Source organism: Treponema sp. (genome assembly GCF_052169735.1).
Taxonomy (GTDB): Bacteria; Spirochaetota; Spirochaetia; order Treponematales; family Treponemataceae; genus Treponema.
In genome coordinates, this window is the sequence record NZ_JBQNBW010000001.1 from 21,796 (window position 1) to 43,683 (window position 21,888).

Sequence of the window (21,888 nt, forward strand, 5' to 3'; positions counted from 1 at the left end):
TTTAGAAAAAAAAAGCGTCGGCGCCGTTTTGTCCTGTGCTTTTGCCATCGGCAAAGTCTTCTCCCGCTCCAGCTGCTGGAATGTCAGAAGAAACAGGAGCGGTTTCACAGACAAAACTATCCGCCTCGTTTTCAGGTTCCGGCAGTTTATAGCGGTTATACAGCGCCCGCTTTGACACGGGGATTTTTAGCTCAATCGCGCGGGTAATGGCATCCCAAGGCGCTGCTTCCCCTGCGTCAATTTCAAAGGCAAGCGGCTTCTTTCCGGGGAAATTGATAGCGGCAAACCAGTCATAAAGCTGCTGGATGGTACTCTGTAAGGCTTGCGCATCTTTACTGACAACGGCGGCAAAGGTGTCATCATGCAAGACTGCATTCGCGCGCGTGCCGTATTGCGCTTCATTGGTCGTTAAACTTTGCCCGGTAAGCCCATACGATATTTCCGTATTGCAAACAGCGATGAGCGTGTCAAAGTCTTTGATTGCCCCTTCTGCATTGAGGTACTTAACATCTTTGACATTGCCGAGGGCAAGGCTTGAGCCGCTTCTGATTTTGTGCAGTGCATCTGCTAAGGTTTTTGCGCGCTTCCTTGCATCAACATCGGTTTTTGTTTCAAAGAGCGCTAAAATACTCGGCACTCCGATCCGCTCCGCTGCCATTACCCAAAACTTAAAACCGAGTTTTTTGAACTGCCACGGCCAATACACTGAGCGTAAAATACTCACCCCCGACGGCTTACCCGTACCGCGGTCGTTTCGGTGGATAAGGAATTTATAAGGAGTATCGAGCACGGTGTTTGACACGGTTAAAACCGGCGTCATCGGGTTCCCTTCTTGGAAGGGCGGAAAGGAATACAAAGAACGCGGGATGTGAATAAAGTCAGAAGGAATAAAAAGACCTGCTTCTTTTTTCCAGACTACTTCACTGACTGCAACGCCATAGACGAGGGCATTTAAAAGCTGGATCGCTATTTTTTGTATCGTATTAAAGGGGAAGGCGGTGCGGTGCGCTTCATTAAAAGCATCATCTTCTGAATCGAGGTGCCCCATATCAAGACGGAGCACTTTATCCTGCCGGTTTTCAACCAGGCTTCCGATCCGCGCATCGGAAAGCATCTCAGTAAAAAGATTCGGGTTATGGAGCTCCTGCATCGTCCACGGCTCAATCTCATCGAGCGCTGAAACAATGGAGCGAAACCCATTAAGATCAACGAGCTGCGAGGTGAGCTCTTTTTCCGTTACCTTCTTTTTTCCAAATACCATTTAATACCCCTGAAACATACTCGCATCACGGGGGTGCGTTTCGGCACCATAGGGAGCGGCGATTTCCCCTTCTTCCAAGAGAGCATCGACACAGAGGGCTAAGGCAACCGCGCCGTCTCCATGCCGTGCGGCTCCGGTAGCGCCTTCGCGGATACGCTCTGCAATTTTCGGGATTCCGTTTACGAGCTGTACCGCCGAAAAGTCAGAAAAGAGATAGTCATCGGAAGGGATAAGACAGCCTTTTTCTTCGAGGAGACTTTTTACCTGCGGCATAACCCTGGCATACCAGCCGGAACTAATCATCACCTGATCGCAAAAGCCGGGGAAATCAAGGCTCAACTTTTCTGCAATCATCTGTCCGTTTCCCCGTGCGTCGCACTTACCATGTACGAGGGTTTTCACATTTGATATGATCTGTGTCAAAAGAAGGTACTGCTCGTCAAAGGGACAGTTGCGCAGCTCAAGAATAAGACGGCTTTCAAGCCTTTCTGCTCTTTTTTCACAGAGCCACAAAACGGATAAATCCCCTGAGCGGGCAAAGTCAAACCCGAAATACGCAGGGTCGGTGATGTGCCGTAACGCACTCCGTATCTTTTTCGTAAAGAGCGTTTGTATCGCCGCTTCTTTTTTCCCTTTCCGCTCATGGACAAACGTATCGGGGAAGCGCTCCCGCACAATCGCGCACCCATCTCCTGTGCAGCCTTCAAGCAACAGACGGGAAAAATAGCGTGTTCCGGCTTTGAGGGGAATACAGCAAAGCTCCTCATCGGCGTTGTCTTTATAAATGTTATAGATGGTACGGGTAAAGGATTGCTCCCCTTCTCGTGTCCAGTTCCGTTGTTGCACTTCACAGATTTTCCGGTATAAGCCCTGCGCAATCGCTTGGTCAAACGTCGTGAAGTGAAGGCTCCAGTCTTTTTCTGCGCCGCTTTTGATTTTTTTGATAAAAAGATTAAAGGGGTTATCTTCCCCGTTATGCGTTGAAAGAATACTAAAGCGTCCGCCCCAGATTAAAAGCGCGAGCGCTGCTTTTTTTACCCCCTCAAAGTCTTCCACGAAGGCTGCCTCATCTAAGATGACGTTTCCCTGTTTTGAGCGGAGGGAATACTCAACGCTCGGAAGGGCGGCGATCTCTGCCCCGGAAGCAAAGACAATGCGGAAGACGGTAATGTCTTTTTTATCGTTCGTGATAATCGTCTCTTCAAGCTGCTTCGCGCTCACCTCAAGACGGCGGCACCAATAGGCGGCATCTTTAATAAATTGCCGCGTCATGTCTTTGTTGTAGGAAAGGTAGTAGGTATTGCTTCCGCCGGTTTCCATACCGTTTAATACCGCTTCTAAAGCAAGGGTATAACTTGCCCCGATACGGCGGCTTTTTTCCCACAGGCGAAGCGGGTTTTTATCGGTAATCCAGTGTACCTGATAGGGTAAAAGCTCTGCCGAAACGGGAGCGGCGGTACCTTCTTGTGCTTTCGGTGCGGAGATGGACTCGTTCAGTGCTCTCATTGTTTTAATCCTAATTCTTGTAGTATTTTTTCTGCTGCCGGTTTTGACACCCCTCCTTGCTGCACGACTTTTTCAATCGCCTTTTGCGCACAAAAAAGCCCTTGCTTGTAGCCGCGCTCATAGTCGAGCGATACTTTCGCAATATCTTTTTGTGCCTTAACAATGCGGGCTAATTTGTCAAGAATTTCCCCTTCCGACAGGGCGCTTAAATCTTCCATCCCCTGAAGCTCTTTTAAGAGCATCACCATGGCAATGTCAGTTCCTGCTTTTGCCATCTGAAGCCCGGGGGTGTTTTTCGTCGCTTCGATAAAAATTTCCGTCTCTTTGAGCTTTTTTTGAAACTCTTTTTCAGATAATTTTTTTGCCCGAAGAGCGCGCTGCACACTCGACGTTGAAATGACATAGCCTTCCTGCCGGAATTGCTCTGCAATCTGCTTATTCGTCAGATGCGCAACATCATGGAGGTAAACCGCCTTTTCAATGAGTCCTTCTATTTCAACGGTACTTTTTTTCGGCATGGTCTTCTCGCTGTTCGTTCAGTTTGTCGACTGATTTGCGGACATATTCCATATCCTTTTGTAAGCCGATCAATACCGGCATGAGCTCTTTTTGCATGTCCTCTAATCGGGAGACTTCAACCTTCATTTCTTTGAGTTCTTTTTCAATATTACTGATCCGGTTTTCCGTTACCCCTTTCCAGTTGCCCGTCTTGATGGCAATGGTAATAAGACCGACCGTTTGCGCCAGAAGCCCTAAAGCCTGTATAACCGAAAAGGTATCACTCATCTTTTACTCCTTACTATCTCGGCAATCGTAAAGCCGGTTACCACAAGAGCCAGCGTCACCGTTGCCGTCATCCATACGACTTTCTCTTTCTGCTGCTTCCTGTATGATTCGCTCAATGCACTGAACGCTTGCTGTAAGCCGCTCAACGCTACTCTCGCTTGCACTAATGCACTCTTCGATTGTAGCAAAGCTTTCTCCGACTGTTCCAATTCGTGAGAGGCTTTCGCTAATTCCGCTTCTGCTTTGCTCAAGCGCTGCAAGGCCTCCTTTAATTGCTGCTCGGCTTTCGCCAGTTCGTTCTCTTGCCCTTTCAATGTCCCTTTCAGCACTTGAAAGTTCATCTGCAAGGCGGAGAGCTCTCTTTTCATACTCGCTATCTCGCACGCTATTTGCTCCGCTTCCGCATCGGTTAAGCACAGTGCAAAGCCCATATACGGCGCACAAAGCAGCGATACCGATAAGAGCATACTTAATCCTTTTTTCCACACTCCATCCCCCCTTCTTGTATGGTAAACCCAATCGGCGCTTCTGTCGTTTCATCCGAGCCTGTTTCGTCTTTTGGGACGTTGAAAATCTTATCAAGCCAGATAGAGCCGTACACCGGAACCCATCCGGCAATAAAAAAACTGCCTGAACTGATAATATCACTCATCGAAAGCCCGTATTCTCCTGCCCCAAAAAGCGGGAAAAGCGCTTTCATGATACTGTGAACCGACACCCACACGCCTGCGGCAATAATCGCTTTCCTCGATTGCTTTTTTGCAAGTGCTGCTTTCTCTTGTTTCTTGTCTTTTTGCTCTTTTTCTTCCATACCTATTTACACTCCTGCCTTTTCGTATTTTGGAATGAGATGCGCCCGTTTTTGCGTGCTGCCTACCGGCTTAAAAAGCGCATAAAAATCCTCTTTCGGCATGAGAATGTCATCGCCTTTATGTACACGGTACAGCGAGTGATAATCTCCCCACGGGTCATCAATCATGATCTCCGTTACCGTGCCGCTGTTATCGCACTGGTAGCCAACTCCGGTAACGATATGTCCGATTGTACCGCGCTCACTTTTAAACTGCCCGGAAAAAACGGCAACGCCTCCTTTATCAATGAGGAGCTTAAAGTCAAGGAGCGTACAATCGTCGCAAAAGGTAATGATGTTTTTGCCGGTAATGCCGTTCGAGATAAGAAAGCGGTTTGTTCCCATACACAAAAGCGAATGCCATTCATTCGGCGGATACTTTCCGTGCGGATCAAGGCGCTTCCATTCTTTGAGGATAACAATGTCATGCCGGATAAAATGCAGCAACGAATCTTCTGGCTGCCGGTACGCACCTTGCGGGAGCGGCCAGCCTGCACAGATGAGCCCTTGAATCATCGCCGTTACATTACAGCTTGATGCAGGATTGAGCTCATTATTCCGCTGTGTATAATATGGTTTGCCCTTTGAGTTATTTTTGATCATAGGTACTCCTTGTAATAGTTCCGCATTACTGCGGCGCTTCATGTACAAGAGTACCCGATAAAAAGAAACCCCCGCCTTTTCTCGGGGCGGGGGTGGGTTTTCGTTTAATGTATTAATGATGATTCTATTGTCAGTTTATACATGTAACAAAGTACAATATTCTTTAAATAATGCAAGATCAGTATCGCAGGTAAACTTGAACGCTTCATTTTGGTAGAAATTATTTTTATCAAGTAAGGCTATATAAGCAAAAAGCGATGCCCGATATTCTGCATTGGTAGAAGACGGTTTCAATAAATGCTCGTTTACTATATGCCCCAGCTCATGGGCAAGAACAAAGCGTTTTTCGTTCGGCTGTAAATAATTGGCATAATAAATAATGCATCCGCCAGGCTTCTTTGCAAGGCGTCCTTTGCGCCCTTTTGTGCTTGGCAGCGGTACAAGGCTAATCGAAAAAAAACGAAATCTTTTTTGATTACACAACTCTGTCCATAGATCAATACCATTTGGATTCGTTTTAGTCTGCTTTAATTGCTCTAAAAAAAGCGCCTTTTGTTCTTCATTGATCATATCTTCAATGCTTGAAACTAAATGAGAAAGATACCGGATGTTGATTGCCGGTTTGAGCTTGTCATTAAAGAGCTGAACCATCTGATCAATGTCAGCCTGACAGACATGGAACGCTTCTTTTAATTTGCTGCAAATCGTTTCATCTAGCTTAACATTCTCCATGTGCCCTCCACAAACATTTCACATTCAAAGTCATATTCTTGCTCAATGGGTAATTCTTCGGGGGTGTTAGCCATTTCCTCAAATCCCATGCATTGGTCAAGCAGTTCAATTCTTTCCTTGAGATTTCCTATTCCCTCCGAATCAAAAAGAGCCTCAATTTCTTCCCGTTCAGTACATATAAAAAGGCGTTCTTTGATACTGTTTATTTTCTTAAATATAGCGACTTCGCTTTCTCTCTTTGCCATACAAACCTCCTCACTTTTGCACTCTCCTTTTATTATAACGCACTAAGAGCCCTTTGCCAATATCTTCTACACCACCCTGATAAACTTCGCCTGTATTGCCCAATCGGGGTCGATAAGCTCTATCTTTGCCCGTGAGCCGTCTTCATACAACAGTTCCCATCTGCCGTCATCCAGCTGCTTGAGCCGTTTGAGCGTTGTCTGATTTTCATAGCGGGCAATGACAATGTCCCCGCTTTCCGGGATGTCCTTTGCTTCTAAAAGGACATGGCAGCCGTCGGCAATACCCGCCTCGGTCATGCTGGTTCCGTGGATTTTTGCGACAAAATATGTTTTATGCGCCTTGAGGTATGCAGTCGGCACCGGATAGGTTTCATACGTGTCAACCGGTTCGCGCGGAACGCCTGCGGCAAGGTTTTCGATAAGCGGCAAGCGGGTCGTTGGTGTTTCCTCCTCCTCCTCCTCCTCCTCTTCTGTAAGAGCCGTGTAGGAAGGTTCAGGGTCTTTCACAACCGATATATCAGGCGCTGCCGTATAAAGGGGCTTTCGCTCGTGAGCCGTGTCCTCAAGCGGCTGCCCGCTTAATGCTTGCAGCTTCCGCAGCGCGGCGCTGATTTCATTGAGCTGCTGCGTATGTGCGGCTAAAGCTGCCGTATGCGCCGCTAAAACGGTCTCGGATTGCGTTGTATGTGCTGCCAGCGTAGTTACGGTGTCCGTTATCTTTTCTTCAATGGCTGTTAAGGCAGGAGCAATCGCTTCCCGGGCTAGGGCTTCAATGCTTCCTGAAACAGCCTCTTTTACAGGACTGGCTGCGGGTTCTTTACTGTGAAAAATTTGCGCAAGGTGAGGCAGACTTGGTGGCTTATCGTTTTGAAGATTTGCGGCTTGTTCTGCTTCATTTGCAGATGTCTCTGCGGGTGGTTTTGGTGGGAAAGATTTCACATGGTGAGGCAAGGTTTCTTGCTTGTTTAGAAAAATTGGAGGCGTTCCTGTTTCTAGCCATTCTGGGTTTACTTGCAGTTTGTTTATTAACATTAAGGCTAGCTTTGAGCTTGGGTTTTTAGCTTTTCCGCTTTTTATATCAGAAATTATACCTGATCGAACCCCTAAAAGCTTTGGAAGTCCTGATGCTTCTCCTTTGTTTTTTAGTTCTTTTTCTAAAATACTTATTTTTTCACTCCACTCCATTACGCACCTCTTTTATACGACATATCTTAAAAATAATACTCGATTTTTCGTATATTATCACTTGATATATCAGAATAATCGAGTATTATAAGATATATCGAAAAGCAAGGAGCCTTGCTTTAGAAAAAAAAAGGAAAGCGATCCCCGCCAAGAGATTTCGCTTTCCCTTAATACCCCTTTAAAGACAGGAGGCTTGTTGTGATTATAAGAAAAAATGAGCATTTTAACAAGGTGATTGATGTCTTGTTGTTTTCTAAGTGCTTTTTAGGTACTCCCTATCAGGAGGCTGCCTAAAATGAGAAACACCAAAGTTCTTTTTAAGACTCTAGAACCTCGACTTCATCCTACTATGCAAGATGGTCATTGCATTAAATACTTTTTAAAATTAAAAGGGTTTTCTTTGTCAGCGATTGGATGTCGTATTTGTGTCAAGGGCGAAACTGTTTTAAATGTCGTTTGTGGCCGCCGCCGTTCCCGCCGTGTAGAAGCGGAGATTGCCCGCATCTTAGGTAAAGAGAGCTGGGATGATGTCGTCATTGAAGCGCGGCTTGCCGTCTCAGATCCTGCCTATACCCCCAGCGCGGTAGATGCACTACGGTCTATATGGATTCTGAAATGTTTCGCGGTTTAGGAAATGTGCTCTTACTCCATTTCTTTCAAAAGAAAAATCCGGTCTTTCGCCTTTCGCTTGATGGACGAGTAATAACCGGCTTTACCCGTGAGGAGTAAAAAAAATGCCTTTTAGTCCACGGATGACAACCGCTTTTAATCGGCTTGAGCAGTCGATTAAAGAAGCGGAAGGGATACAGGATGTGCCGTTTACGCTTGAAGCCGAAAAGCCAGCCCCTGCGGTTTCGATTGGAGCTGAGCGGGATGTCGTTGTAAGCATTGTCCGCGGCTGGTGGACACATGCGCGGTATTCGGGAAAGAAAACGGCGCAAAGAGAATGTGAGCGCGTACTCGCATTTATTGAAAAGATGTGTCCCTAAAAGAGGGCATGAGGAGGTGGGAGAACATGAGAGTAACAGCACAAGCCTATGAACTTTTATCCGGCACGCTGGATGAAATCCGCATTGAAGCGGCTCGCGGTATTCACGGGAAAGAAACTCGTGATGCGTGCCTTAAAATATACGGACTTATCCAGCAAGCACAACAACTATTGCGCGAGAATTTAGTGCTTTCCAAAGACGAAAGCGCAGTATAAGGAGCATAACACTATGAACGAAAAAGAATATATGAAAAACGCCCGCGGCGGGTATGACCCTATCAGTATGATAAAACCGATTGACCTGGCTCGGGACAGCTTGGTCAAGGAGATTGTTGAAAAATCACAGGAAATGTCGCGTCAGATTGCCGCCTTGAAAAAAGGCTTTTTTGACGACATTGCCGCCTTTGATGCTATTGACGAATATCTTCGATCATTCGGTGAGGTTACCGACCGGCTCACGGCTGCTTGTAATCTGTCGTTTAAACTGCGCGAAGCGGTCAACTATTATACTGAACTTGATATGCTGCAAAGTGAACAAGCGGAGATGGCACAATGAAAGAAGGCTTAGCGGTATTTCGTACTGATACCAAGCATCAGCTGAAAGTCTCGGTCTATGAAGCGTGGAGAAAGCGTCCGGCGGGCATTCCTTTCCGCCGGGCGGAAGCGGCTATTGCCGAGCGGTTTTGCCTTTCGGTTTCTTCCGTCCGCCGCTATATCAAAGAGATTGAGCAAAACGGCTATCTTCCTTTCGTAAAGCCAAGCCAAGGGCGAAGCGTCTACGCATGGGATGCGGAAGCCTTACGGTTTATGCGCTCTTTTTACCTTGATATGTACCGTAAAGTCCGCTGGTGCTCCCGCCGGAATGCCTATAGGGCAACGTGCGAGGAGGCAAAACTGCACGGCTGGCGGGTGGGTTCAGAGCCTTCGGCGTATAAGCACCTTGCGCAGCTGCATCCGCTTTTAATCGAGTATGTCAAAGGCGGACGGCGTGCACTTGATAATTACTTTTATATTGCTCGAGACCTTTCCCATCTTGCTCCCTTTGAGGTTGTCGTCGGCGATCAGCATATCTTTGATTTTTGGGTGATAACCGATACGGGAGAAAAAATCCGTCCTGAATGCTACGCGTGGCTCGATATGTGCACCCGCCTGCCATACGGCATTTCCTTTGAGGCGGGGCCGTATAACTTCCGTACTGTTGCCCGCTCGCTTCGGGAGGGGCTTATCCGGTTCGGAAAATTCAACGCAACCTATAACGATAACGGAAAGCCTGAAACAGCGCACAAAATTACCTGGCTTGTCGAATCGCTTCAAACCTTTGGTATGAAGTACACCGATGAGGCGGAGCTCTATAAAACCGAAGACGGCCGCTATGTCATCGAAGATGATTCAGGGGCTGTCATTGCGGTAACTGAGACCGCGGAAGCCTGGCATAAGAAAAACCGGCGTATCTTTGCCGAAGTCAAAAATGCCAAGACCAAACCGATTGAGCGGTTCTTCCGTACCCTTGAAGTGCTTTTGTTGGATCAGTGTCTCCCGGGCGCTGTCCGCGATTTGACGCTCAGCGCTGCAGAAGATGAGGAGGCGGAGCGCCGCTTGGCGTGGCAGGAAGCAAACGGCTTTTTGCTGCACTATAACGAGTTTATTCTTCAAGTCCAGCTTGCCCTTGAGCGGTATGAAATGCGCGTACACAGCACTCTTAAATGCAGCCCGCGGGATGAGCTTATGAAAGCAGTTCCCCAGGAAGGCTGGCAGCCGACGCGCCTTACCCCAAGCGATCTTGAAATTTTATTCCTTGAACCTTCCTGGAGAAAGGTTCGCAATAACCGCGTCATTGTTGACGGCATTACCTTTGTCGGCCCGCCTTTGACCGCTGATATGGTTAAACTGAACCGCTCCAATCTTGCCGGGTTTGAACGGCAGAAGATAGAGGTGCGCTATAACCCCGAGCACCCTGAACACGGTGCCTATGCGATTGATCCCGTATCTCAAGAAGTCATCTTTTTGACCCCTGAAAAGAAAATCGACTTTTTTAATCAAGATGAGGTAGAAGCGGCGATTGCCGAAAAACGGCGCAACATGAAAGCAGTAACCGATGCCTTTTTTGAGCAGACAAAAGGCTTTGGGCATGTGCTGACCTCGACGCGGTATAAACCGCTTGAACAGGCGAAAGAGACCGCGGAAAAAGCACTCCTAGAAGACCGCGCCTCCTTTGCCTCTCCCTGTGCTGCTCTGCCGGATAATCGCACCCCCTCAAGTGCGGCGCTCTACAATGAAGATTCTGATGCTGAGGAGCTTTCAGCGGAAGTTTTTGCCGAAGCGGTAAGCGCACGGTTACAGACGGTCTTAAAAGAAGGACACAATGCGCGTCCGGTCTACGCCTCAGAGCGTGAGCGGTATACCGCGATCATTGACGCGCTTATTGCAGGCTCACCCCTCTGCGATGCGGATATGGCTTTTAAAGTCCGCTATGAGCAAACATTAAGCGAAGATGATGCGCTTTTGTTTGAAAATAAAATTCGTTTTGCCTTAGCGCAAAAAAAGGACTACTGATGGAATTACAACAGCTTTTAACGCAGCACCGCCTTTCAATCGGCGCTGCAGCAAAAATATTGAATTTAAGCCGCTCAACGGTTTCGCGGGTGGCATCTCACGAATACCCGAATTGGCAAAATAAAGAACAGGAAATGATAGAAAGCCTTGAAAAACAAGGGTATGCAGTATCAGAAAAACAAGCGGAAGCGGGTATGCATTTTGATCCCGATGCTTTTGTTATCACCGATTCGGTCGCCGCCTATAATGATTTGGCGCACGACCTCACAAACCCTGAATCGAGCTTATCTTCAAGCCTCGGTATGGTTATCGGCACTGCTGAGCGCGGCAAAACCTTCACCTCTAAACGCTTCGCCGCCCTCAATCCGAATGCCGTCTATATCCTGTATATCGACGGCTCCTCGATTACTCAAGTGTTACGCGATATGTGCTATGAACTCAGTGCAACCCGTCCGCATTCGATGAGTAAGTGTATCACCGTGATCGAACAGTCCTGCCGGTATCAGCGCCGCTTAGTCATCATTGATGAGGCTGATAAGTGTCCCATTAAGCTTCTTGAAACACTCCGCGGTATTAATGAGCGCTGCAATCTTCCCTTTTTGTTTGTCGGGGAAGAAATGCTCAAATCAAAAATAGATCAAGTGCCGCGTCTTCGCTCCCGTATCCGTAATCCGATCGTAGTGTTTAAGCCGGTTCATGAAGTGGAAATTGCAACGTACTATCAGATGGCAGCAGGAGTAAAGCTCGACGTTACCAACGCAACGCTTTTATCACGCCGAGCCCGCGGCGGCTTTCGCACAGTCGCAAATGAAGCGCGCGCCCTCATCAATATCGCCAATGCTTCCGGCATCCCAGACATTACCGAGCAGATGATTAACCAACTATAATCTATAGAGAGAGAGGAGGAAAAAATGCCGTATACAATCCCCGAAGCAAAACGAAAAAAATACTTGTCTCTGATTCATCTCCAAAAGGCAAAAGCGCATCTTGATGATGAACTGTATGTGACCTTGTTATATTCATGTGCGTCCGTTGATTCGGCTGCAAAGATCACGACTATTCAGCAGTTTGAAGCAGTCGTTACCGCATTGAATAAACTCCTTGCCGCACAAGGGCACGCCCCGCTGGGAGACCGAAATTATATACCACATGGTTCTGCTTTTTTGCATACGGTAAAAGTCCGCGCGTGCCGTATCCTCGGCCCCATGTGGGAACAGCGGCTTACCGGCTATCTTAAAAAGATAGGACAATCACAGCTTGAAGAATGCTCACATCCCCAATTACGCCAGGTGATGGGCTTCCTGTCAGCCATTGAGCGGGGCAATCGATAAATGGCACGTGTGGAACTTTTTGATAATTTAAAGCAGTATCGGTGCCCGCTTTCTGCTGCACAGCGGGATGCTTCCGTGCGCTTCTTGATTAAAAATGCTCGCATTGCTCTAAAATATTTTTATACAATGAAAGAGTCGTGTGCATTCCTTCATTGCTCGATAGATGAACTACAGACTTTGCTCCATTTTTACAAGGTTGACGCGATCCTGTTCAGGGATGCGTACCGTGTTCCGTGGTATAGTTTAGCAGGCTTCCTTTTAACGGAAGAACAAGACACCTTACGGGAGGATGTCTATGCCTATATCAGAACTATGCCGCGAAAACCTCGGCCGATTCCCCTACCTCGAACCGGTCGACATTGACCTATTGCCGAACTGTCCGGCTTTGTTGACGCAGCAAGAAGCCGCCGCAGTCTGTTCCGTTTCGGTTCAGACTATAAGCCGGATGGTTTCCTCTAAAGTATTGCCGGTCAATTGTGACGGAGAAATTCTCAAGGCTGACCTTATTTCGTATATTAAAACTCATGCGCTTGCTGATATTCCATTGTTGTAAGCGTCATGTCTTTTGATGGGAAAAGTGGTTAATTTATGTGCAAAATAACCGTTAAAACGCATTAAAAACCGGAAAAAACCGCCTTAAAATATTCAAAATTGATTATAATTAGTGGTCAAGTTTGGTGATAATTGATAAGCACGGACATTGTTCAAGGCTTCCTGAATAATGCGCAAAATATGATGTTTTTGTTCGTTTGTAAAATCTTCAAGCGCCGCATTTTGTTCTACAAAAAACGTACAGGGAAGCCCCGACTGTTCGGAAAATTGTTCGCACAAATCGTGTATAACCGTTTTAAACGGCACACTGTCTAATAGCGGAATTGAAAGGTTTTGAATAATCGCGCGAAGTTCTTTTTGATTCTGTTTTTCAAGACTGATGATCTTTTCTACTTTTTCGATTGCAGATTTGTCCGGCGCAGCTGCATCGTTATTCGGAAAGTGAGCGTTTGTGCCGTTGATCTCTGACAAAAATCTTTTTTGTTCTATGAGAAGCGTTTTGATATTCTGGCTTACCGTGTCGTGCAGCTCTTGACTGATGCGCTTCCGCTCCTCTTCCTGTGTCTGAATAATTTCGGAAATGAATGTACGGTTTTCTTTGAGCAGCTTTCTTTTTTTGATATTGTTGATCAGAATCACCAAAATGGTAATGAACGCAATAAAGCACACCACAATGAAAAAGAGGAAAAACGAAGCGTAAAGGTTTAAGGCGGAAAGCAAATCATGCAATTCTTGTTCTGTCACAATTTCCGCCTCTTGTATGGAAGATTGCGCAGCGGGGCGGGGGGGGTATTTTCAAAAATTACTTTTAGCATGCAGTTCTCCGCTCAACAAGACGATAAAGACCGAAACCTGAAAAAGTGCAAATCAATCTGTCCAGTACAGTGATGGGAATTCTCGGCAAAAGATAGGACAAAAACATTCCGAATTTTAATTTTTGGAAAGGGATAGAAAAAACGTCGATTGGAAAAAATCTTAAAGAGTCGTTAAACAATGGACGGATGAATGTGTCCAAAGCGCTTGCGGAAAAACAGCTGAGAAACGATGACACGAATACAATTATCAAAAGATACAGCACGGTAACGGTTCGGTTAAAGAAAAAGTCTTTTTTGTTTCGGCTAAAAATCCATGTTGAAAGCGCAATCAGCATTCCGCAAACCGCATACAGAGAGCCGAAATAGAATAGGTCAGTTCCGTACATCACAGAGCGAATGAATGTCCTAATCGGATTGCGTAAAACTGCAACAATTAAGCCGGGAACAAGCCCTGCATAAAAGGTAATGGCTACCGTAAAAATAGTATCTAAAAATATCGGTGCATGAAGGGCGGACGCTAAAAATGATGTTGCGATATTCCCTAAAATGGAAAGAAGACAGAAAACCGCTATCACCCCAAACTTCATTCGGGAGCGATAGCCGCTGCTGTCAATTCTGTCAGCGCCACGTGATAAATGATGCTTATTAGCGTTTTCCGCGTAATGATTTTTCATAGCCGCCCCATTTTTTGCAAAAATTCAAGTTTGTTTTTAACGCCCGCCTTGTCATACATAATGGTAAGGTAGTTTACAACGGTTTTTTCAGTAATGCCAAGTGCTGCTGCAACTTCTGCATTTGTGTTGTAAATCGTAAGCGCCTCTGCAACACGTTTTTCTTTTTTGGTAAAGGTCTGCGCTATATCGCGAACTTCAAGCAATCCCGTAACAAGCTCCGCTTGAATGTATGATTTCCCATTCGCAACAGCATTAATCGCCGCAAGCAAGATGGTTTCGTCGGCATTTTTTGAAACAAAACCTTTTGCACCGACTACAGCACTCGTTGCGTGTTCTACAAATCCGCCGGAGTCATGACTGGAGTATGCGATACACGGAATACCCAGTGCAGTCAAACGGCGGATAATTTCAAAACCGCAATTTTCTTCGTGGGCGGCAGTCGTGTATTCCGCTTTAAACGAAATATCTACGATGGCGATACTAGCGATACAGCCGTTTTGTGCTTCCGGTGACGGCTCCTCATTCGCCCGTAGTTTTATTCGTGCGGAAGGTGTACTAGTTGCTGTTTCTCGGCTGCACTCCGCAGCGGAGGTGTTGATTGACGTAATCGTTGCAGCAATAGAATCTATTATTTTTTCACATTCCGCCCACGTGTCGGCTTCGTGCGTAACCTTGTAGGGTGAATGAGTTTCTATCCAGCTTTTTATTCCGTTCCGTAACAGCGCGTGGTCATCGCAAAGAATAATATTTTGAGACATAATGGTATTCTACAGAAATAACACGGTAATTTATAGGGAGTTTAGTCCCGAAAATATGATGAAACTATCCTATGAAAACTCAAAGACAGCGTTACTGTTTATGCCTAATCTTACACAGGATCGTGTTTTATGCTATACTAACGGCATGTTGGAAACTGTAGCGGATAACCGTAACTATAAAGACTCCGTTTTTGTCGATCTATTTAGTACTGATGAAAAAGCAAAAGAGCGCTTTTTGTCGCTTTACAAGGCTTTGCACAGAACACAGCTGCATGATGTTACCTTATTAGAAAATATTAAGCTCGAGCAAGTTATGTATATGAGCCGCTCAAGCCGATACATCCGTGTATCGGCTTGAGCTACGAGTTTTTGCTCACGAAAAAACATCGCTGCTGCTGAGAACCACCGCCATCCATGAGGGTACTGAAGAACTTTTGAAAAGAGACGATGTAGATGCTAGGATCCTAGTCGAAATAAAGCGGAGACGTACTTTTTGTACGTCGAGCATTTATTTCGGCGTAGCGACAACGCAGATGCGTCGTATATTTTCAAAAGACCGGAATTTTATGTTTTTTACAATGGCAAAGAGCCGTATTCGCGGGAAGTAACACTTAAATTATCCGATGCTTTTATAGAACCGGTTGAACACCCAGATTTGGAATTGATTGTAAAAGTAGTAAACATAAATCGGCATAATGAACATCCGCTATTAGCGCTGTGTAACCCTATAAACGAATATAGCATTTTTGTACAGACGGTGAGGAAGTGGAAAGCGATTGATCCGATACAAGGATTTCAAAAAGCAGTTGAGGAGTGTATAGCACATAATATTTTGCGTGAATATCTTGAACGCAAGACAAAGGAGGTCATAAATATGCTGCTTGCCGAATATAATTATGAAGAAGACATTGCCGTACAGCGTGCAGAAGAACGTGAAATAGCCTTTGCTGAAGGAATAAAACAAGGAATAGAACAAGGCAGAACTGAAGGAATAGAACAAGGTAGAACTGAAGGAATAGAACAAGGGTTCCATAAAAAAGCTATTGAAAGTGCACGGATTTTAAAGCAGCTGCATTGTGATACTGCAATGATTATACAAGTCACAGGATTGAGCAAAGAAGAAATAGAAGCGATTGGCTAATGGATAATTGAAGAAATGAGCAAATTATCGTGTAGAGTATGATAATAACAGCCTTATAACTATAATGCGGAATCCCTGCCATCTCTTTTCCCCAATCTTGCAGAAGGATTCTAAATACGCTATAGTAAACCTGTTCAGAAACTTCCGTTTCTGAACGGGCTACCTTGAAATGCGATGTTTAAATCGTACGATTTGTGCGATTTAGAACTCGTCGACCTGTTCGACAACACAGTTATCGAACAAGGTCGAGTACAGGTATATTCTTCATCCCGCACAAAGGAGATCAGGCATGAGTGAAGCAAAACTCAAAATTCTCGGATGGATGGGTACTGCATTATCGGTTACCATGTATGTTTCGTATATTCCGCAGATTATCAATAACCTGCAAGGAAATAAAAGCGTCTTTCTTCAGCCGATGGCGGCAGCAATTAACTGCACAATCTGGGTACTATACGCCTTATTAAAAGATAAAAAAGATTATCCGCTTGCTGCAGCAAATATGCCGGGGATTATCTGTGGACTGATAGCAGCTATTACCGCGCTATAAAAAGCAAAAGCAGTATGTTCTGTGTATCGTAAATACGGAACTGTATTTTCCTATTAAAACAAAGCGGCAGCTGAAAAGCTCAGGTTAGTTTTTAGCTGCCTGTCCATTGAACACCAGAGATTTTTGTGCAAAAAATTGATGAAACACTTCTTGTGCGCGAAGCGGCAGCAGGTCTTTTTGCGCAGATAAACGCTGCCAATTACCGTCAGCTTGCATTTCAAAAGCCTTAACAGTGTCTGAAAAATATATTTTGAGAAAATATGTTAAAAGACTTCTATTATGCTCGTCAAGAATGGGGAACAATAATTCCACCCGGCGCTCCAAATTCCGCGGCATCCAATCCGCACTGGAAAGGAACCACTCAGGGGTACCGCCGTTTTCAAAATAAAAAATCCTGCTATGCTCTAAATACCGATCAATAATACTTATCACCCTGATATTCTCACTGATTCCTTTCCGTCCGGGAATCAGCATACAAATACCCCGTACATTCAAGTCGATATGTACCCCTGCTTGAGAAGCACGGTACAATGCAGTAATAAGCTCTGGATGGGAAAGGCTGTTCATTTTTGCAATGATACGAGCCGGTTTATGCTCTAGTGCAAAGTGAATCTCCCGCTCGATATATGCCAAAAGTTTATATTTCAGCCGTTCGGGCGCTGTAACAATGTATTGAGGATTTTCTTTTGTATACTTACCGCATAATTGCGAAAATATGATTTTTGCATCCTCAATCATGCGCGGATTAACCGTAAATAGAGACAAATCAACATAAAGCCGGGCAGTAGTATCATTATAATTTCCGGTAGAAAGGTGTACGTACCCCTGCTCACCTTGCCCTTCCTGCCGCATAATCAGTAATAGTTTTGCATGAACTTTTAGATGCGGCAGATCATACACAACACGGACACCGTACTTTTGCAGCCGTTTTACCCAGCCGAGGTTCCGTTCTTCGTCAAACCGTGCTTTTAATTCCACAAAAACAGTTACTTTTTTCCCTTGCTTTGCCGCCGCAATCAACGCCTGCGCAACCGGGGAGGTTTTACTGGTACGGTATAATGTCATTTGTATAGAAAGAACAGCGCTGTCTTGTGCCGCATCCTGCAAAAATCTGATTACCGGCATATAGGATTGATACGGGACATGCAGCAGAATATCGTGTGCTTTAATACTTTCCCACAAGGTACCCTGCTGTGGTAATAAGGGATGCTCAAAATGCTCCCATTTTTCATTCCGCAGTTTTTTAAAACCCTCTATCTCTGCTATTTTTGCAAAAGAAGCTAAGCCAATAGGTGCTTCACTTAAATAGACATCTTTTGGATCCAACTGAAATAAATCCATAAGCCGCTGCACTACTGCCGGTGATTCGTGAGTGCTGGTCATCCGTACTACAAAAGAATACCGGCGTCTAATCAAAATTTCTTCTAATGCTTCAATAAAACCATCATCATTTGAATCGTCAATCGTCATACTAGCAGAACGGTTTATTTTAAAAATACCCGTCCCGGTAATCGTACATCCGGAAAACAGCGCTCTGCCGAAATAGCGAATCAATTCATCGAGTAATACAAAGGCTTTTCTTTTAGGCTTCTGTTTTTTTCGATTCGCTTCGGCTGTAGGTTGAAGTACTGGCTGTTCTCTATGATTACATCCAGGCAAAGAAGACGCCGCATAATCTGTTTGCAGCAATTCATCAGGTAAGAAAATAAACCGTGGCATATCCGGAACAGTGATAAGCGCAAGCCTGTCCTCTCCGCCGTCCGTATCAGCCAGTAAAAATGCTAAATGCAGCTGCACATTGACCACACTATCTACTAATGCATGTTCATCATCGGAACGCTGTAATTTGAGTAGCGGATAAATATGATGATAAAAATAATCTGCCAAAAATTGCTGCTGTACAGAAGAACAATGCTCCGGTTTACAATACACCAATCCGGCATCTTTCAGCTGAGGAAGAATTTCCGTATTTAATACCGCTTCTTGTATATTAAAGAGGCGGCGGGTTTTTTGTACTATAGCTTCGAGGAGCGCTTCAGTTGGCAAGGGGCTTATTTCCGGATCGTTATGCCCGCTTTTATAGTATTCTTGCAACCCCGCAACCCGCACCATAAAGAACTCATCGAAATTTGATGAGACAATGCCAATAAATTTCAGACGCTCTAACAGCGGCACGTTATCTGAACAGGCTTCCAGTAAAACCCGTTCGTTAAAATCAATCCACGAAAGCTCTCTGTTTAGGTAATCCATTCTCTTCTACTTCTACCTTCACAGGCTGTGCTAAAAACTACAGTCGTCAAAATCTTTTATACATGCATACACTATAGGCATTTTGGAATCTCTAACAAATCGATTATATCGGTTATATTTGTAGAAATTAAACCTGCTCGGAAACGTATGTTTCTGAACAAGGTACCTTGAAATACGATGTCCTCACTCGCGCCGTTTGTACGCTTTAGAACTCGTCAACCTGTTCGGCAGCGCAGTTATCGAACAGGTCTATTCTCTATAGCTTATCAATCAGCATGGAACACTTACCCGACGGTATCGGCAGGGTCTTCTTTTTTTGCCCCAAAATATGGATAGTAAAATAATAAAGCTTTTCACTTTCCATGTGGATTTCCCAGCCTCTCTGTGTTTTTGAAGAAAGAATTGTTACAAGATTCCGTTTCAAGCTTAAATTTTCAATACCCATTACTTCCAAATTAGGAATAATCCAGTCAACGGTTTTCCGAGGAAAACTAATAGAAAGACCTATCACATTTTCAATCATCAGCGTAATTGTTGAAAGTGCGGTCGTAAACAGATACTGCTTACGGGGAAAATTGTCGTGATCCGGCCACTGAGCAGGACCTTCTTTTTGCGGTAGATATGCTTCCCACAATGCACCCTTTTTCGTATTCCCTTCAGGAGCAAGACCATCAAGCACGTAATAAATATGGCGGATTGCGCATTCCCGTGCAAGTTCCCAGCGCTCATATTTTTCCAAGCCCTTAATAACAATAAAATTAAGATGAGGAAACACGCTGCCGCAAGCGCCCATACCGCGCTCCTCATAGGCAGGATCGTCTAATGATAATGAAGGGATTGGGTGATCTGCGCCAAATGTTTCAGGATTGAGCAAATGCGCAGCAAGCTGTTCTGCTTTATCTTCATTCGGAATTTCAGCCAGTAACGGTAAAAAGCCTGCAATAGTCTTTTGCGGGAGTTTTTGTTCATTTTCATCTATATCATGATAAAACCCTGTTTCACTATTCCACATCAGATCATTAATACGAGTTTTCAGCGTAAAATACACCCGTTTATACTGAAAACTCAGCTCTTTATCATTTAAAATATCACCCAGCGCCGACATATACAGCGCATTTACCGCTAATGCCGCATTAAAATCTACCAGATATGCCGCTTTTTCCCGCGGAGTATTATACATTTCAACAGCAGCAAGCGGCACCCGGTACAATCCATTGGCTTGCTTAAAAGATGTCTCAAGCCATTTCATGTAGCGGGTCAGAACCGGCATTATATCTTTAACCCGTTTCTTATTTGCTGTCTTATGGAACATGTTGTATTCAGCCCATGCAAACAGCGGCATTCCAAGCCCTTCAGGATTATCACTCGAAAAGACAGGCTCACCAGTCTCTACATTATACCTAGACCGAATTGCGCCCGATTCTTCTTGATGAGCATAGAAAAAATCCAAACCCTGATTTGCATTATAATTCCGGTTTGAATACACAAAGAAAAAAGACGAAAAAATAGTTTCAGATTGATTCAAAAACCACTCTTTATTATTTTCGTTATTATGAGGATAGAGGAAGAAGTTTTCATTTCCTCCCTTTTCCGTCTTTACCGTAAATAAAAAATTTTGAATAAAAGACCATGTTCTATCATAGATATCAACAAAGTCTTGATCATAAAAATGCACTTTTGGAAAATCGCGCTTATTCACTCTTACACCTGCCCCTCAAAACACTTTCTATTTCAGACGGATTTATATCAACTATATAAAATACTCTTGATAATTCTTGACAATATAGTATAACATATATTGACGCAAAATTGTATTATTTTTTCGATTTTATCCACGATACTTTTAAGGATATTCTTCTTTAAAAGAGACAATCCTTTTTTGAGACACCAAGATAAACGTTTAAAACTTCATACGGTTACTATCGCGCAAGCATAAAACCAAAGTATTTTTATAATAATGATTATTTTTTCCAATCCGTTTTGATCAGCCGTGCTGTATGGAATCGTTCGATAGCAAGATCGAACAAATGCATAATCAAATCTTTATACGGTAACCCCGATGCCTCGCACATCTTAGGAAACATTGAAATAGCGGTAAATCCCGGAATAGTATTTACTTCATTCACATAAATGGATTTCGTATTTTTGTCGATAAAAAAATCGACCCGTGCTAAACCGGTTAAGTCTAAGGCTTGGTATGCTTTTCGGGCAATATTACGGATGCTGCGGCGCTGATCATCATCAATATCGGCAGGAATTTTAAGCTGAGCACCGTTTGGATCAAGATATTTTGCATCATAGTCATAAAATTCATGGGAAGGGATAATCTCGCCGGGAGTATAGACAACACATTCATCATTACCGGTTACTGAACATTCGATTTCCCGCGCTGCAATACACATTTCGATGAGTACCTTACTATCCCACAAAAAAGCGTCCTGCATTTTTTGCAGCAATTCGGCACGGTCAGCTGCTTTTCCAGCGCCAACTGAACTACCCACTCTGCAAGGCTTCACAAAAAGCGGATATTCCAGCTCTTTTTCTGCCTGAGCAATGAAATTTTCCCGTACTTTTGGGTTATCCCATTGAAATTTTCTTACGCAGAGGAAAGGAACAACCGGTAAGTTTTCGTACTGCCAAATAATTTTTGTCTTTTCCTTATCCATAGCAGCGCTACTTGCCAGTACACCTCCGCCTATATATGGTAAATCCGCCATTTCAAATAAGCCTTGAATAGTACCGTCTTCACCAAAACTACCATGTAATACGGGAAATACCACATCTACTGCAATCGGCGTGCCATTTACCAAAAAACCGGAAGCAGTACCGCCGCCGGGGATCACAGCAACCCTTGTCCCTTCGCTGCGCTCTATGGTTAATACTTCCGCCTCATTTTTTCGGATACGCTCTTCGACTGCCTTAGGCTGCAAATACCACTCACCTTCTTTGGTAATACCAATGAGATAAACCGTATGCTCAGTACCGATTGCCCGCGTAACAAAAGATGCGGAAACCAGTGAAACTTCATGTTCACCGGAGCGCCCGCCGTATACAACTGCTATATTCATGCTATCTCCATACCTTTAGAAGTCCGTATCAGCCTCATCATAA

Annotated in this window: 25 protein-coding genes and 1 pseudogene; 10 read left to right on the forward strand and 16 right to left on the reverse strand. The window is 44.7% G+C overall.

Annotation, left to right across the window (positions count from 1 at the left end):
* Position 1: 1 nt before the first annotated feature.
* The 10 genes from ACTTJ8_RS00125 to ACTTJ8_RS00170 all read right to left on the reverse strand — a co-directional run bounded on the left by ACTTJ8_RS00125 (position 2) and on the right by ACTTJ8_RS00170 (position 7,168).
* Entirely contained in the window at positions 2 to 1,261 is a 1,260-nt protein-coding gene (locus ACTTJ8_RS00125) for a phage portal protein family protein (RefSeq protein ID WP_442719978.1), read from the reverse strand.
* Positions 1,262 to 2,767, reverse strand: a complete 1,506-nt coding sequence (locus ACTTJ8_RS00130; protein ID WP_442719979.1) for a terminase large subunit domain-containing protein — start codon at positions 2,765 to 2,767, stop codon at positions 1,262 to 1,264.
* Positions 2,764 to 3,285, reverse strand: a complete 522-nt coding sequence (locus ACTTJ8_RS00135; RefSeq protein ID WP_442719980.1) for a phage protein Gp27 family protein — start codon at positions 3,283 to 3,285, stop codon at positions 2,764 to 2,766. The genes ACTTJ8_RS00130 and ACTTJ8_RS00135 overlap by 4 nt, the downstream gene beginning before the upstream one ends.
* On the reverse strand, positions 3,263 to 3,553 hold the full coding sequence (locus ACTTJ8_RS00140; protein ID WP_442719981.1) for a hypothetical protein: 291 nt from the start codon (positions 3,551 to 3,553) through the stop codon (positions 3,263 to 3,265). Before ACTTJ8_RS00140 ends, ACTTJ8_RS00135 begins: the two co-directional genes overlap by 23 nt.
* Positions 3,550 to 4,041 (reverse strand): hypothetical protein, encoded by a 492-nt coding sequence (locus ACTTJ8_RS00145; protein ID WP_442719982.1) that lies wholly within the window; start codon positions 4,039 to 4,041, stop codon positions 3,550 to 3,552. The genes ACTTJ8_RS00140 and ACTTJ8_RS00145 overlap by 4 nt, the downstream gene beginning before the upstream one ends.
* Positions 4,023 to 4,364 carry a hypothetical protein gene (locus ACTTJ8_RS00150; protein ID WP_442719983.1) on the reverse strand — a complete coding sequence of 114 codons (342 nt, stop codon included), beginning with the start codon at positions 4,362 to 4,364 and terminating at the stop codon, positions 4,023 to 4,025. Before ACTTJ8_RS00150 ends, ACTTJ8_RS00145 begins: the two co-directional genes overlap by 19 nt.
* Before the next feature lie 6 nt (positions 4,365 to 4,370).
* Positions 4,371 to 5,006 (reverse strand): hypothetical protein, encoded by a 636-nt coding sequence (locus ACTTJ8_RS00155; protein ID WP_442719984.1) that lies wholly within the window; start codon positions 5,004 to 5,006, stop codon positions 4,371 to 4,373.
* A gap of 135 nt (positions 5,007 to 5,141) precedes the next feature.
* On the reverse strand, positions 5,142 to 5,738 hold the full coding sequence (locus tag ACTTJ8_RS00160) for an ImmA/IrrE family metallo-endopeptidase (protein ID WP_442719985.1): 597 nt from the start codon (positions 5,736 to 5,738) through the stop codon (positions 5,142 to 5,144).
* The gene (locus tag ACTTJ8_RS00165) at positions 5,720 to 5,983 is read right to left on the reverse strand and encodes a hypothetical protein (RefSeq protein WP_442719986.1); all 264 of its coding nucleotides are present in this window, start codon (positions 5,981 to 5,983) and stop codon (positions 5,720 to 5,722) included. The genes ACTTJ8_RS00160 and ACTTJ8_RS00165 overlap by 19 nt, the downstream gene beginning before the upstream one ends.
* A 66-nt stretch (positions 5,984 to 6,049) precedes the next feature.
* Positions 6,050 to 7,168 (reverse strand): LexA family protein, encoded by a 1,119-nt coding sequence (locus tag ACTTJ8_RS00170; RefSeq protein ID WP_442719987.1) that lies wholly within the window; start codon positions 7,166 to 7,168, stop codon positions 6,050 to 6,052.
* Between the two features lie 295 nt (positions 7,169 to 7,463).
* Here ACTTJ8_RS00170 and ACTTJ8_RS00175 point away from each other — a divergent pair, with 295 nt between their 5' ends.
* The 8 genes from ACTTJ8_RS00175 (at position 7,464) to ACTTJ8_RS00210 (ending at position 12,593) form a co-directional block, all read left to right on the forward strand.
* A complete protein-coding gene (locus ACTTJ8_RS00175) occupies positions 7,464 to 7,799 on the forward strand; it encodes a hypothetical protein (RefSeq protein WP_442718559.1) in 336 nt (111 codons plus the stop codon).
* Positions 7,800 to 7,902: 103 nt separating this feature from the next.
* Positions 7,903 to 8,157, forward strand: a complete 255-nt coding sequence (locus ACTTJ8_RS00180) for a hypothetical protein (protein WP_442719988.1) — start codon at positions 7,903 to 7,905, stop codon at positions 8,155 to 8,157.
* Positions 8,158 to 8,183: 26 nt separating this feature from the next.
* A complete protein-coding gene (locus ACTTJ8_RS00185) occupies positions 8,184 to 8,372 on the forward strand; it encodes a hypothetical protein (protein ID WP_442718561.1) in 189 nt (62 codons plus the stop codon).
* A 13-nt stretch (positions 8,373 to 8,385) separates the two neighbouring features.
* The gene (locus tag ACTTJ8_RS00190; RefSeq protein WP_442719989.1) at positions 8,386 to 8,712 is read left to right on the forward strand and encodes a DUF3164 family protein; all 327 of its coding nucleotides are present in this window, start codon (positions 8,386 to 8,388) and stop codon (positions 8,710 to 8,712) included.
* Complete coding sequence (locus tag ACTTJ8_RS00195) at positions 8,709 to 10,709, forward strand: hypothetical protein (protein WP_442719990.1); 2,001 nt, start codon at positions 8,709 to 8,711, stop codon at positions 10,707 to 10,709. Before ACTTJ8_RS00190 ends, ACTTJ8_RS00195 begins: the two co-directional genes overlap by 4 nt.
* Complete coding sequence (locus tag ACTTJ8_RS00200) at positions 10,709 to 11,596, forward strand: AAA family ATPase (RefSeq protein WP_442719991.1); 888 nt, start codon at positions 10,709 to 10,711, stop codon at positions 11,594 to 11,596. Before ACTTJ8_RS00195 ends, ACTTJ8_RS00200 begins: the two co-directional genes overlap by 1 nt.
* Positions 11,597 to 11,620: 24 nt before the next feature.
* A complete protein-coding gene (locus ACTTJ8_RS00205; RefSeq protein ID WP_442719992.1) occupies positions 11,621 to 12,040 on the forward strand; it encodes a hypothetical protein in 420 nt (139 codons plus the stop codon).
* Between the two features lie 295 nt (positions 12,041 to 12,335).
* Positions 12,336 to 12,593, forward strand: a complete 258-nt coding sequence (locus ACTTJ8_RS00210) for a helix-turn-helix domain-containing protein (protein WP_442719993.1) — start codon at positions 12,336 to 12,338, stop codon at positions 12,591 to 12,593.
* 92 nt (positions 12,594 to 12,685) lie between these two features.
* On the opposite strand, the gene ACTTJ8_RS00215 is transcribed toward ACTTJ8_RS00210, so the two are convergent.
* From ACTTJ8_RS00215 to ACTTJ8_RS00225, 3 genes are all read right to left on the reverse strand, one after another.
* Positions 12,686 to 13,336: a sensor histidine kinase gene (locus tag ACTTJ8_RS00215; protein ID WP_442719994.1), complete on the reverse strand. Its 651-nt coding sequence runs from the start codon at positions 13,334 to 13,336 to the stop codon at positions 12,686 to 12,688.
* A 64-nt stretch (positions 13,337 to 13,400) separates the two neighbouring features.
* Entirely contained in the window at positions 13,401 to 14,081 is a 681-nt protein-coding gene (locus ACTTJ8_RS00220) for a hypothetical protein (protein WP_442719995.1), read from the reverse strand.
* Positions 14,078 to 14,839, reverse strand: coding sequence for a LuxR C-terminal-related transcriptional regulator (locus ACTTJ8_RS00225; protein ID WP_442719996.1), 762 nt, complete (start codon positions 14,837 to 14,839; stop codon positions 14,078 to 14,080). Before ACTTJ8_RS00225 ends, ACTTJ8_RS00220 begins: the two co-directional genes overlap by 4 nt.
* Before the next feature lie 145 nt (positions 14,840 to 14,984).
* On the opposite strand from ACTTJ8_RS00225, the pseudogene ACTTJ8_RS00230 reads away from it, so the two are divergent.
* Positions 14,985 to 15,980, forward strand: a pseudogene (locus ACTTJ8_RS00230) (RpnC/YadD family protein).
* 289 nt (positions 15,981 to 16,269) lie between these two features.
* Positions 16,270 to 16,527 carry a SemiSWEET family transporter gene (locus ACTTJ8_RS00235; protein ID WP_442719997.1) on the forward strand — a complete coding sequence of 86 codons (258 nt, stop codon included), beginning with the start codon at positions 16,270 to 16,272 and terminating at the stop codon, positions 16,525 to 16,527.
* A gap of 84 nt (positions 16,528 to 16,611) precedes the next feature.
* On the opposite strand, the gene ppk1 is transcribed toward ACTTJ8_RS00235, so the two are convergent.
* The 3 genes from ppk1 to ACTTJ8_RS00250 all read right to left on the reverse strand — a co-directional run bounded on the left by ppk1 (position 16,612) and on the right by ACTTJ8_RS00250 (position 21,845).
* A complete protein-coding gene (gene ppk1 / locus ACTTJ8_RS00240; protein WP_442719998.1) occupies positions 16,612 to 18,777 on the reverse strand; it encodes a polyphosphate kinase 1 in 2,166 nt (721 codons plus the stop codon).
* 256 nt (positions 18,778 to 19,033) lie between these two features.
* Positions 19,034 to 20,476, reverse strand: a complete 1,443-nt coding sequence (locus ACTTJ8_RS00245) for an MGH1-like glycoside hydrolase domain-containing protein (RefSeq protein WP_442715250.1) — start codon at positions 20,474 to 20,476, stop codon at positions 19,034 to 19,036.
* A 262-nt stretch (positions 20,477 to 20,738) separates the two neighbouring features.
* Complete coding sequence (locus ACTTJ8_RS00250; protein ID WP_442719999.1) at positions 20,739 to 21,845, reverse strand: D-alanine--D-alanine ligase family protein; 1,107 nt, start codon at positions 21,843 to 21,845, stop codon at positions 20,739 to 20,741.
* Between the last annotated feature and the right edge of the window lie 43 nt (positions 21,846 to 21,888).